This window comes from Idiomarina zobellii (genome assembly GCF_900100855.1).
In the GTDB taxonomy this organism is placed as follows: domain Bacteria; phylum Pseudomonadota; class Gammaproteobacteria; order Enterobacterales; family Alteromonadaceae; genus Idiomarina; species Idiomarina zobellii.
The window spans coordinates 114945-127424 of sequence record NZ_FNCB01000005.1; the positions used below are offsets into that span (position 1 = coordinate 114945).

At 46.1% G+C, this 12480-nt stretch carries 12 protein-coding genes and 1 pseudogene; 9 read left to right on the forward strand and 4 right to left on the reverse strand.

Annotated features, from left to right (window positions below; genetic code table 11):
* Window positions 1–48 precede the first annotated feature (48 nt).
* Window positions 49–1218, forward strand: coding sequence for a PAS domain-containing protein (locus tag BLT32_RS06825; RefSeq protein WP_053953309.1), 1170 nt, complete (start codon window positions 49–51; stop codon window positions 1216–1218).
* 12 nt (window positions 1219–1230) lie between these two features.
* Here the strand turns inward: BLT32_RS06825 and BLT32_RS06830 are convergent.
* Window positions 1231–1434: pseudogene (locus BLT32_RS06830) on the reverse strand (AMP-binding enzyme); the annotation flags it as partial.
* A 144-nt stretch (window positions 1435–1578) separates the two neighbouring features.
* Here BLT32_RS06830 and BLT32_RS06835 point away from each other — a divergent pair.
* Window positions 1579–2169 (forward strand): TetR/AcrR family transcriptional regulator, encoded by a 591-nt coding sequence (locus BLT32_RS06835; RefSeq protein WP_053953308.1) that lies wholly within the window; start codon window positions 1579–1581, stop codon window positions 2167–2169.
* On the opposite strand, the gene BLT32_RS06840 is transcribed toward BLT32_RS06835, so the two are convergent.
* Window positions 2153–3367 carry a cyanate transporter gene (locus BLT32_RS06840; RefSeq protein WP_074668925.1) on the reverse strand — a complete coding sequence of 405 codons (1215 nt, stop codon included), beginning with the start codon at window positions 3365–3367 and terminating at the stop codon, window positions 2153–2155. The two genes, BLT32_RS06835 and BLT32_RS06840, sit on opposite strands and share 17 nt — an antisense overlap.
* Window positions 3368–3476: 109 nt before the next feature.
* Between BLT32_RS06840 and gmk the strand changes: the two genes are divergently transcribed.
* From gmk to BLT32_RS06860, 4 genes are all read left to right on the forward strand, one after another.
* A complete protein-coding gene (gmk, locus tag BLT32_RS06845; RefSeq protein WP_053953307.1) occupies window positions 3477–4118 on the forward strand; it encodes a guanylate kinase in 642 nt (213 codons plus the stop codon).
* Between the two features lie 63 nt (window positions 4119–4181).
* On the forward strand, window positions 4182–4451 hold the full coding sequence (rpoZ, locus tag BLT32_RS06850) for a DNA-directed RNA polymerase subunit omega (RefSeq protein ID WP_053953306.1): 270 nt from the start codon (window positions 4182–4184) through the stop codon (window positions 4449–4451).
* Between the two features lie 102 nt (window positions 4452–4553).
* Window positions 4554–6659 carry a bifunctional GTP diphosphokinase/guanosine-3',5'-bis pyrophosphate 3'-pyrophosphohydrolase gene (gene spoT / locus BLT32_RS06855; protein ID WP_053953305.1) on the forward strand — a complete coding sequence of 702 codons (2106 nt, stop codon included), beginning with the start codon at window positions 4554–4556 and terminating at the stop codon, window positions 6657–6659.
* Window position 6660: 1 nt separating this feature from the next.
* Window positions 6661–7053: a RidA family protein gene (locus tag BLT32_RS06860; RefSeq protein WP_053953304.1), complete on the forward strand. Its 393-nt coding sequence runs from the start codon at window positions 6661–6663 to the stop codon at window positions 7051–7053.
* A gap of 7 nt (window positions 7054–7060) precedes the next feature.
* On the opposite strand, the gene BLT32_RS06865 is transcribed toward BLT32_RS06860, so the two are convergent.
* A complete protein-coding gene (locus BLT32_RS06865; RefSeq protein WP_053953303.1) occupies window positions 7061–8401 on the reverse strand; it encodes a Na+/H+ antiporter NhaC family protein in 1341 nt (446 codons plus the stop codon).
* A 135-nt stretch (window positions 8402–8536) separates the two neighbouring features.
* Between BLT32_RS06865 and BLT32_RS06870 the strand changes: the two genes are divergently transcribed.
* From BLT32_RS06870 to BLT32_RS06880, 3 genes are all read left to right on the forward strand, one after another.
* Window positions 8537–9763, forward strand: coding sequence for a hypothetical protein (locus BLT32_RS06870; protein ID WP_053953302.1), 1227 nt, complete (start codon window positions 8537–8539; stop codon window positions 9761–9763).
* A gap of 206 nt (window positions 9764–9969) precedes the next feature.
* Window positions 9970–10329 (forward strand): hypothetical protein, encoded by a 360-nt coding sequence (locus tag BLT32_RS12830; RefSeq protein ID WP_143020946.1) that lies wholly within the window; start codon window positions 9970–9972, stop codon window positions 10327–10329.
* A complete protein-coding gene (locus BLT32_RS06880; RefSeq protein WP_053953300.1) occupies window positions 10329–11252 on the forward strand; it encodes a cation diffusion facilitator family transporter in 924 nt (307 codons plus the stop codon). Before BLT32_RS12830 ends, BLT32_RS06880 begins: the two co-directional genes overlap by 1 nt.
* Here BLT32_RS06880 and BLT32_RS06885 read toward each other — a convergent pair.
* The gene (locus BLT32_RS06885) at window positions 11249–12457 is read right to left on the reverse strand and encodes an EAL and HDOD domain-containing protein (protein WP_053953299.1); all 1209 of its coding nucleotides are present in this window, start codon (window positions 12455–12457) and stop codon (window positions 11249–11251) included. The genes BLT32_RS06880 and BLT32_RS06885 overlap by 4 nt on opposite strands.
* Window positions 12458–12480: the final 23 nt, after the last annotated feature.

Genomic DNA, 12480 nt, shown 5'->3' on the forward strand with positions numbered 1-12480 from the left:
CTTTAAGGTATGATGAGCGCTTATTCATATTTATGAGTTAGCGGTTATATGAATGCTCAGAAGTCATCAGTTGATTTAGTCAGTTTAACAAACGCACTGCCTGGTGCTGTCTATCAGTTAGAGTTAACCGAGAATGGCGACTGGCACTTTCATTTTGTCAGCGAAGGCATCGAAAGTATTTACGGCTGTTCGGTGGCCGACCTTCAGCAAAACACCTGTGTGCTTAAAGACATTATTGTTGCAGACGATTATGACTCTGTGGTTAATAGTTTGCTTGATTCGGCGAAGTACCAAATTCCGTGGAACAAAGAATACAGAGTAGTTCGTAATGGCGAAATCCACTGGGTTTATGGGCACGCGGTGACTGAAAAGCAGGCTAATGGCAGCACTCTTTGGAAAGGCCAATTGCTGGATATTACTGAGCGTAAGCAGTTAGAGCTGACGGTTAAAAGACATCAACGGAATCTTGAACTTGCCGAACGGGTCGCTAACTTAGGCCACTGGAAATTGAACTTAAACACCGGCAAGTCGGTTTGGTCAGACACGGTGTACGAGCTCTACGGCTTAGAAAAAAGCAAGACTGACCCTGGCCTCGATATCGTCATGGAAAAAACGCACCCGCAGGACCGTCAGGCAGTCACGGAAGCCATTGAAGCCGCTAAAAAGTCTGGTGTTCGTGACGTTGAGCACCGTATTATTCGTAGCGATGACACTGTTCGTTGGTTGCGAGAGTCGGGTATTTATCAGCTCGATGAAAATGGTGATGAGATCATCTTTGGTACGGTGCAGGACATTACCGAATACAAAGAAATGGAGCTGAAACTTCGCAGTACCGGTGGTGAAGACGAGCACACCGGTTTTTACAACCGACGTATGATGCTACGCGCATTGCAGCGGCGCTTTAGTTTTTATAAAGCACACCCAGAATACCCATACTTTTTGTTGGTTCTGCAAGTGACTAACGACGCCAAAACGCTGGCGCATACGGCAGAAATTGTTCGCGCAAATATCAGAGATTACGATACTCCCGGGCACTTGGGTAAAGGCTTAATTACTGTGCTGCTGTCAACGCTGTCGTCACCCGAAAATAAAAGCAGTCTTCGACGAGTTATGGCGCAACTCTCTAATGCCGGCATTGAAGGTCATTGTATGTTGGAAGAGGCTCGAAGCACCGACAGTCGGTTCGATGACATCTTGACGCGCGCGTTGCCTAAATAAACCCAGTTTAACTTAAAGAGTCCAGTCCTTGCGCTTGCCCATGCTATTGGTTGGAATCGCGCTTCCAAAGCTAACATGAGTGGGGATTTCAATATCGATCAGTTGCTCGCTCAACCACTGTTTCAGGCTGGTCTCTGTCAGGTTGTCGCAGCCGCTTTTCATAACGACATAAGCTTTTAATCCCTCGCCTTCTTCATGCTTTTTCTTCCGTACAGCTGCAGCTTCTTTTAATTAATTTCACTTCTTATTGTATCGGAATGGCTCAGGTTAGATCACATTCCTTAACAAATTCTTTACTGTAATAACCAAAATAGCGGTCTATACTTAATTTTTTATGAGCAACACCAAGGGGACACAAGGATGCCAAGAACACCCCAGTTTCACCGTGAGACAGCATTAAATAATGCGCTGCAGTTATTCTGGCGGCAGGGTTACCATGCCACTTCAATGAAAGATATTGAGGAAGCGATGGATATGCGACCGGGTAGCATTTATGCGGCGTTTGGTAATAAAGAATCTTTATTTAAAGAAGCGTTGGACTCGTACTTTGCTATGGTTGAGGAAGACTTTAAAAATACCATTGCCAAGCAACCATCGGTATTGCAGGGCTTTCGCCAGTATCTTAAAAATATCGCAAAAGCGGATGAGAGCTGCGCACCGACAAAGGCCTGTATGTTGGTGAAAACTTTATTGGAATTTACGCCGGAAGACAAAGCCTTCAGCGAGCCCGTGCATGCGTATTTAGACTCGATTGAAGCAATGTTTACTGAAGCACTGAGTGAAGCTCAAAGCCGTGGCGAACTGAGTAGACAGAGCTCTCCTGAAAAGTTGGCAAGACTAATACAAACCAATGTTATTGGCTTAAGAACCATGGCTCGACGCAGTATTTCACAGTCACAACTTGAAGCTTTGGTCGATGATGTGGTCGCTCGTATTATTCCTGTGAATTAAACAAGCCTTTGTAGCCTTTAGGATTAAACTGCCACGTCATTGCTAAAATAATGACACCGACGAGAATATGTAGTTGCCAACCGAATGTGTAGTTACCGGAAAAGTCGCGGAACCAACCGGTAACTAACGGCATTAAACTGGCAAACATAAACCCAATACCCTGCATGAAGGACACCAGGCGACCAGCCTGAACGGGATTGTCGATATGGTCTAGCGCCATAACAATGCACAGTGGGAAAGCGCCACCCAAACCAAAACCGCAAAGTGCCGACCACAGCCAGGGCGACACATTTGGAAACCAACTCAGACCGACAAATCCAACCATTTGTGTGAGTACAGCCAACGCTAACCAAGGGCGGCGATCTTGTGAACGTGATAACGCGGGTAAAATTAAAGCGCCAATCACCTGAACTAACGAAAAAAGCGCCAGTAAATTACCTGAGGCCTGTGCAGACCAACCGAACTCGGCGTAAAAAGGTGCTATCCAAGCAATGAAGCCCGCGTAACCGGCATTAACCAGTGCAAAATAAGCCCCCAGAATCCAGGCTCGTGGTGTTTTATAGGCACGCAGCAGCAAATGTCGTGGTGGTACGCTGGCAACAGGTGTTCGGTTAACCGGTAAATACCAAATAACGAATACCAGAGCCGCTAACAGGCTCCAGCTCCCCATGGCTTGGTATCGCTCAGGTAGCAAGCCGGCAGCCCAGGGAGTGGCAACCGCGCCTAACGCAGCCCCGCCCATCAGGGCTGCCGACCAAAGACCGGTCACTAAGCCGAGCCGTTTCAAATATTGCTGCTTGGTGAGCTCGGGAATAACAATGTGCAGCAGTGAGATACCGACACCGCCAACAATAGCGCTGGTCATCATACTGGTGCTGGTAGGCTCAAATAAGCGCGCGATAAGGCCGGCCGTTAAAATAAGCAGCCCCAGTCCAATACCGTGGCGGTAACCCAGAGCAGTAGTGACACGCCCGGCAAACAACGCCATAGCGCCAATCATTAAAATTGGAATGGTGGTGAGCAATGAAACTTCACTGAACGACAAGCCGGTTATGTCGCGTAACTCGCCGGTTAGTGGTCCGATAGAGGTCAGCAAAGGCCTTAAGTTCAGCCCTAGTAACACTAATACCGCTAAGCTCAGTGCAAGTCGAACGCCTGACGGAGCAGGAGTGAATGTTGGCTCTTTTTGCAAACTCATACCGCTGGTTATTTAAAACCTTACTTTACTGAATTTTTATCGTTGTGTGAAACCGTGTTATTCTTTGGCGCCAACAGTCGCTATCCTTTTCTTAGAAAGAGTACCCGTTATGACCGCATCTACGGCGCCAGGGAATTTATTTATTGTTGCTGCTCCGAGTGGTGCAGGCAAATCGAGTTTAATAAAAGCCTTGTTGGACAAGTACGCCGACGACTCCATGCAAGTGTCTGTATCGTCAACCACACGAGCCCCCAGACCCGGAGAAGTTGACGGTGTACACTATCACTTTCTAAAGGTTGATGAGTTTGAACAGCGCATAGCAGCGGGCGAGTTTTATGAATGGGCTAAGGTGTTTGATAACTACTACGGCACTTCTCGTAAAGTGGTCGAATCGCTTCTGGCTGAAGGCAAAGATGTCTTTTTAGATATTGACTGGCAGGGAGCGCAGCAAGTCCGCGAACATTACCCCGATGTGCGCTCTATTTTCATTGTACCGCCAAGCTTGGCTATTTTAGAGCAGCGTTTGCGAGCACGAGGACAAGACTCTGAAGAGGTTATAGCGAAGCGTATGGCGAAAGCCCAGGCAGAAATGTCGCATTATCATGAGTTCGATTACCTGCTGGTGAACGACGATTTTAATGACTCGTTAAATGCGTTGGAGCACATTGTTATGGCACAACGCCACAAAATGCCGCACCAGCAAGTAAGATATTCGCAGGTATTGAAGGAATTACTTGGATCGTCCGACTGAATTCCGTATAATTCTTAGCCTTTCGAAAAATGTCACTCAAGTTTTAGTGGGAGTAAGTAAACCATGGCTCGCGTAACCGTAGAAGATGCTGTAGACCGTGTAGGTAACCGTTTTGATTTAATTTTGTTAGCGTCACGCCGTGCGCGTCAAATTGCTAATGGAAAAGAGCCTCTCGTTGAAACCAAAAATGAAAAGCCAACCGTGATTGCGTTGCGTGAAATTGAGCATGGCTTAATTGACAGCGCACGTTTAGACGTAGAAGAGCAAGCCGCTCAGCAAGAGCAAGACGCAGAAGAGCTGCGTGCTGTTGACGCTTTGCGTGGCATTGAATAACAGATATCAGTTCGCCAACGGTATCAATACCGTTGGCAAATCTCGCAAATCCCCTTATTCTGAAAGTATATCCATTGTCCAGTCTTAACTGGGGAGTTCTCGGTGTACCTATTTGAAGGTTTAAAAGCGCAAATTAGCGAGTATCTGCCGTCCGATCAGGTGGACAGAGTGGCGGAAGCCTTTGTCGTGGCTAATGATGCTCACAGCACACAGAAGCGCAGTAGTGGTGAACCTTATATTACCCATCCTGTGGCAGTAGCCAGCTTACTGGCCGATATGCGGTTAGACTGTGAAACTATTATGGCGGCGTTGTTGCACGACGTTATAGAAGATACCGAAACCAGTCAGGAAGATCTTGCCGAGCAATTTGGCTCAACCGTTGCCAGTCTTGTAGAAGGGGTTTCTAAGCTCGACAAACTGCAATTTAACTCCAAAGAAGAGGCGCAAGCGGAAAACTATCGCAAAATGATAATGGCAATGGTGCAGGACATTCGCGTGGTTTTGATAAAACTCGCGGACAGAACGCACAACATGCGTACCATTGAGCACCTGCGTCCGGACAAGCGTCGCCGCATTGCGCGAGAAACCTTAGAAATATACGCGCCACTGGCTCACCGGCTGGGCATTCACGACATTAAAAATGAGCTTGAGCATTTAGGCTTTTGGGCGCTTTACCCATGGCGCGCTCGACTGCTTGAGTCTGAAGTTAAAAAAGCGCGGGGTAACCGTCGTGAATTTACGGATCGGGTAAAAAGCGAGATAAGCTCTCGCCTGGAAGGGAATAATATCAGTGCCCGAGTGCTGGGCCGCGAAAAGCATCTGCACAGCATTTATCGAAAAATGCAGACCAAAGAGCTCAAATTTGAGCAGGTCATGGATATTTATGCGTTTCGCGTCATTGTTGACAGTGTTGATACTTGCTACCGCGTTTTAGGGGCGCTGCATAATCTGTACAAACCTATCGAGACACGCTTTAAAGATTATATTGCCATCCCTAAGTCGAACGGTTATCAGTCATTGCATACCTCATTAAAAGGTCCGCATGGTGTACCTGTCGAAATCCAAATTCGTACCGAAGAAATGGACTTGATGGCTGACCGTGGGGTTGCTGCTCATTGGATGTATAAGAAAACTGATGACTCCGGCACCACCGCACAGGTGCGGGCTCGCAAGTGGATGCAGAGCCTACTGGAACTGCAGCAAAGTGCGGGGAACTCATTCGAATTTATTGAAAGTGTTAAGTCGGACTTATTCCCGGAAGAAATTTATGTATTCAGCCCGGACGGGCGTATTACCGAGCTTCCGCAGGGAGCGACAGCAGTCGACTTTGCCTACGCAGTGCATACCGACATTGGCAATACCTGCATTGGCGCGCGAGTCAATCATCGTGCTTACTCGCTGAGCAAACCACTGGAAACCGGACAAACGGTGGAAATAAAAACGGCACCAAATTCGCGCCCGAATATTGCCTGGCTGAATTTTGTGGTAACGGGCAAAGCTCGTGCGAAAATACGTCAGTATTTGAAAAGCCAGGAAGCGGACGAAGCCCAACAGCTGGGTGAGCGCTTACTTCGCTCAGCACTTGGACCTGTCAGTTATGATGATATTCCTGAGTCTGAATTTGAGCGCGTTCTGAAAGATACTAAAGTGGCGTCGAAAGAAGAGCTACTGAAGCAAATTGGTTTGGGCAATTTAATGTCCATAGCCATAGCGAAGCGTCTGTTAGGCGAGTTACAGCCATTAAAAGACGAGAATGCTTCTGAAAAAAGCCTGTCAATTAAAGGGGCGGAAGGCTTATTGGTTAGCTTTGCTAAATGCTGTCGACCTATCCCAGGTGACGATATTATTGCTCATGTCAGCCCCGGCAAGGGCTTGGTTATTCATCGTCGCGAGTGTAAAAACGTGCGCGGTCATGAGGATGATCCGGGACGTTACTTCCCTGTTGAGTGGGATAACAAACCAGAAGCGGAATTTATTTCTGAAATTAGAATCGAAATTATTAACCACCAAGGCGTTTTAGCCCGGTTAACTTCTTCAATAGCGACCACCGGTTGTAATATTGACGGACTGAAAACAGAAGAAATTGACGCCAATATTTACTTTATCGATGTCGCATTAACGATAAGAAACCGGAAACATTTAGCGGATGTGATACGTCATATTCGTAAAATGCCGGATGTTCAGCGCGTGACGCGCTTAAGGAAGTAGTATGTCAAAAGTCATTATTTCTACCGATAACGCACCTGCTGCTATTGGCACTTATTCGCAGGCGGTAAAAATTGGAACAACTGTGTACCTGTCTGGGCAAATTCCATTGGTACCGGAAACTATGGAGCTGGTTAGCGAAGACTTCACTGCACAAGCGGAGCAAGTTTTTAAAAACCTGACCGCTGTCTGTGAAGCTGCCGGTGGCGAACTGCAGGACATGGTTAAGTTGCAAATTTACTTAACCGATTTGGGCGAGTTCGCTATTGTGAATGAAGTGATGGCGAAGTTCTTCAAAGAACCTTACCCAGCCCGTGCAGCTATTGGCGTGAAGCAATTGCCAAAAGGCGCACAGATTGAGATAGACGGCATTTTAGAGTTGCCGAGTACTAACTAAGTTAGGCTTACACCGACTCTGGCGCCGGCTCTCTGTCTTCCAGCGGGCGGCGCCAAATAATAATAGCAATAGCCACTGTTGCGAGAATAAAGCAGTAACCGGTGTGAATACTCACCGACAACGGCGATATCTTGAAGCTTGCCCCCATTAATAAAGCTTGCGCTCCGTAGGGCAAGGCACCTTGCACAACACAAGCAAAAATATCCAGTAGGCTGGCGCTTTGACGTGGCGCTAAATTACCAATTTTTGCCAACCGCTTACTGACTTCACCCGCCAGGAGAATACTGACTGTATTGTTGGCAACACAGAGGTTAGTCAATGCCGTTAAACCGGCGATGCCGATGGCTGAGGCACGTTGTTTGTGCTTGCTGACTTTATTCGCAGCAGCTTCAACAAATTGAGCCAGGAACGCTAAACCACCCTGCTGGCGAATAAGCGCAGATAGCCCCCCAATAAGCAATGATAGTAAGAAAATTTCCTGCATGCTTTCAAAGCCTTTATAAATGTCCTGACTAAAGGCAACCCACTGGTAGTCCACCGTGAACATGCCAAAAGCGGCTGCCAGGACAATTCCCAGCCCGAGTACAGCAAAGACGTTCAACCCCATAACCGCCAGTACGATGATCGCGAAGTAAGGCAGTGAGAGCCAAAGGTTGGCATCAGGAATTTTCAGAGGTGCTTCGCTGGTGTCGTAAGTTACTAACCACAAAATAGTGACAATAGCCGCTGGTATTGCAATTTTTAGGTTTGCACGGAACTTGTCGCGCATCGTACAGCCTTGCGTGCGTGTTGCGGCAATGGTGGTGTCCGAGATAATTGACAGGTTGTCACCAAACATCGCACCACTCACTAGTACACCGGCGAGCAGCGGCAAACTGATATCGGTGGCCTCACCAATACCCAGTACTACCGGAGCTAAGGCAGCCAGGGTTCCCATTGACGTCCCCATTGCTGTTGAAATAACCCCGGCAATAATAAACAGCCCGGGTAGGAGAAACGCCGCCGGAATAATGCTGAGCCCGAGTGCCACCATAGCATCCACGCCTCCGGTCGCTTCTGCAACTGTGCTAAACGCACCCGCAAGAAGGTAGATAACACACATGGTAATGATGTTATTGTCACCGACACCGGCAACGAAGGTGTTAATTCTCTCTTCAAAGGCCTGCTTACTCAGTAGTATGCCCAGCACAATAGCGGGCAAAATGGCGACAGGACTTGGTAGCTGATAAAAGGCGTACTCGACCCCTTCGTTTTGGAAGTACAGGCCGGTGCCTAAAAATAGCACGAGGAATAACGCCAAAGGCAGGAGTGCTTTTGCGCTTGCCGGCTGCGGCGACGAATCTGTCATAAACTACCCTTTATTTTTATTTGGACGTCCAGAAGCTTATCCGTCCATTGGTTTTTGTGCAACACTTTTTCTGCAACACGAAAGTAATGCATTGATTGTGACCACAGTGGTATATTTTTGCAAAAGGAGGCGTTTATGGATCAGTTTTTTGGCCGGGCGTATGTGTTTATCCCCTGTTATTTGGACGGTAAAGAGCTAAAAGGTAGTGAAGTTGAAAAAGATTCGTATGTCAGTGAGATTGCCGACAGGTTTTCAGTGGAAGTTTCTAACCGAAGCTGGAATAAATTTTCTCGGGGATCACTTGGCAGTTATCCGTTTAACTTCTTTCGTGAGAATGGTCACGAGAATTATGAGCAGGCTTTTGGGGATGTTTATTTCACTCATAACGAACTGACTGGCCTTTGTATTTTGACGGTGGTTTTTGAGGTTAGAGGCCATCCGATTACCCAGCTACTAGATATGGTTTCTAGGGAAGGGTTAAAAATAAAAACGAACGAAACTCTTTGCGAGGACTTTTACAGTTACTTGAAAGAAAAATTTGCGCTTAATGTATCGGGTAAAGCGAGAGTATGTCTTAGTACGGGTTGTGCGATTTCCGATAAATTGAAACCTTCGATATTCGCAAGTGAGACGTATGAGTCGAGTTCGATGGAATTTGCTGGGCTTACTTCAAATTTTGGAGAAGGCTCTTGGAATGAAAATATTGCCGTTTATAACAGCAGCCAGATTTTCGCGAGTAAAGTTGCTGTGCTTAGGCATGATGAGATGTTAGATAAGGATGACCCAGAGCTAAGCGGGAAAGGTCGAAGAGCAATTGGCCGTGACTTAATGTTGAACTTTATTATTGAGGTTTTGATGTTTAGAGAAGCGTCGATTAAACGAGTCAATTTAAAAGTCGTAAGCTCTATACAGAACGACGAGAAACTCGATTTGTCAGACATCAAAGACCTAATGCATGACTTCAAGTCTGTAATTCTATTTTGGGACTTAGATATTTTTCTATACCCTTCAGCTCAGCAATTGGCAGACAAGCTTTCGGAAAAATTTGATATTGATAGGGCTTTGGATGTTTATCGTAAGAATCAATCCTTTCTAGAACAGAGGGTGAGTCTGTCAAATGCAGTTCAAGCTGAAAAAGAAACGAAAACATTAAACTATATAGCGGTTATTGTTTTCTTTTTTGAAGTGATTCCTATTCTGTTTGTTTTGACGCAGTCAGTTCTGCAAAAAAAGGCTATAGAAATGCCGCTGATATACTCAGGTGTTGCAGCTGTAAGTGTCAGTGTGCTTTTATTTTTAGTCGTTCTTATGATTGTTAGGTTACGAAAGTTAACGAAGCGGATAACCAAAAGGAACTTGTAGTGCTCGAGCCAAATCTACTGGGGACAAAGCCAATAAGTTTATACACTTATGACAGCTTGCTTGAAATGGGTTATTCAGTTGAGTGTATAGTCTCTAAAACCGTTGATTTATCAGAGTGTGATATAACTGATTATATTCAGAGTCGAGGCGAAACTAGTTATTGGGCATCACACCGTTATCACAATATGGATTTATTTGTATGCGCAATGAGTCTAGAGGAAGTAGTAGCACACATTTCCGCCATGCGCGTAAAAACAGATGAAGCAATGGCGTTTTTAGAGGGAAAGTGCGCAGAAACCGAGTTTACCGTCGTTTCAGAGAAGGACGCTAAAACAACGTCACATTATGTTTATATCAGTGCGGTTGTGGTAAAAAAATCCTTGCGAAACAGTACGGTTGCACTGAAACTGATACGACAAGGCTATCGTCTTCTGAATCAGTATTTAAAAGACACTCAGCAGGCTGAAGGGATCTTTGCGGAGGCCTACTCGGATGAAGGCCGAAGGCTTTGCGAGCTGTTTGGTATGAACAATATATCGGCTAACTTTTATCGTAAGGACATTTAATGTTCATTAAAAAGCTCGACCCGGAGCTAGAGTCCCAACTGCTATCGTTATCGGTACTGGCATCGCTACTGTTTACTGTTTCAGGCATTGTGGTTGGACTGTTAACCGGCTCTTCCGTCGTGCTTTTTGACGGTCTCTACTCAGGTATTAGCTTACTACTGTCCTATTTGTCGCTCATTGCTGCTAAAAATGTCAATGCCGACGACAGTGTGTCTTTTCCTTACGGCAAAAGCGCCATCGAGCCTTTTTTAGTCGGTGTTAAGTACCTCACCTTAATTGTCTTGTGTGTTTATTCAGCCTTTGCCGCCGCCTTTGATATTGCTGCTGGCGGCAGTGACGTAAATATCGACGTTGCCTTGATATACTCGCTCATATCCTCTGTCGTTTGCGCTGGCGTCTATGTCTACTTCAAAAAAGCGTCGGCCAATTTGGAGTCAGACTTAGTGCGCTCCGAATCTTACGAATGGTTTCTCGATACCATTTTGTCGACGGGCATATTTATCGGCTTCGTTGGTGCGCTAGTACTCATGCGTGCGTCGATGGAAGAGTGGGTGCCATATATTGACCCGACGCTCGTACTGGTGGCCTCTCTGGCGTTCATTGCAACCCCCTTAAAAGGGTTAATTCAAAGTGCTAAGGAGCTCATTGGTTTTCAACCGAAAGGGAAGTTAGTTAAGCAGTTAAACCGTATTGTGGAAGAGGTCGAGAGCGAAAATAACTTCGACTCGAGTGTGGTTCGCATTCAAAAAGTAGGTCGCACTGTATTTTTGGAAATTGACTTTATTGTTAGGCACGACGACTTCTCTGTCACGGTTTTACGACAGGATGCCATTCGCGAAAAAATACACAGTCAAATTATAAAGCTAGGGTATCGCTGGTGGTTGACGGTCGCCTTTACTAAAGACGAGAAATGGGTCGCTTAACTGATTGCTAGACGACACCACTGGCTGGCATCGATATACAATTGCCCGACGTTGGTGCCGTTCATTTTTTGTTTTAACGGGTGCTTTTCCAGTTTGTCCCATTTACCGCGTTCATAAAGCTCGGTCATTTCCAGTAAGAAGCCCCAGGCACCTTCACGTTTTATCAAAGCCCTTTCAATGTCTTTTGATACGGGGAGCTGCTTTAAAATGTCTTCCATAGACACTCCCAAAATTACATCTAACAGGGAAAGCATGCCTGTTAGAAATGCGGCAGAGTGATATTTTTCGCTGAGAATCTCTGCGCTAATAAGCTCCATAAATCGGGCCCGGGTTATCGACTTAATGGTGAGCTCTTCGGGTTCACCCGCGGCGACGTTGGCCAGTACAACTAAGGTAATAAAGCGTTTTATTTCGTTGGTTCCAAGGTAAGCCAGCGCATGCTGAATGGTTTCAATTTTCTTGCGGCCGCCGTGCAACGCACTGTTGACCAGTTTTAGCAGGCTGTAGGTGAGCGACAAGTCCTGCTCGATAATTTTTCGTAACGCTTTTAAATCAATCTCTTCTTTATGAGTCTCTTTTAACAGCGTTAGCATACTCAGTCGATTCGGTGACAGAGATTTTCGTTGAAGCACTTGAGGCTGTTCAAAAAAGAAGCCTTGAAAGTAATCAAAACCTAACTCCAGGCACTGCTCAAACTCTTCTCGCGTTTCGACGCGCTCAGCGAGTAAAGGAACACCTTGTTCTTTGAAATACTTAATTTTTTCACCCAGAGCTAGCCCCTGCTCCTGAATATCAATTTTCACCATATTGATCATGGGAATGACGGGTTCCCACTGGTTATCGAAGTCGTGGTCATCGAGTGCAATTCGGTAACCTTTTGACTTGGCGGAGCTGCAGGCTTTCAACAAAGGCTCGTCGACACCGACAGTTTCAAGCAGCTCCACCCAAACCGTTCGGGCGTTTAAAAATGACGGGAAGTCATTCAGCAAGGTTTGCGCATGAAAATTAATAAATGCCTGCTTACCCATACACAATGTTTGAATGTCACCCAGCAAATGTTGCTCGAGTAATAACTTTGATGTTGCTTCGTTAGGGTCAATATTCGGAAAGCTGTTCGCCTCGCTGTCGCGAAACAATAACTCATACCCGTAAACTTTCTGGTCGCGAGTTAAAATAGGTTGTCTGGCAATGTACGAATAAGACATTTATTGTCCTGATTGTGAGCTGT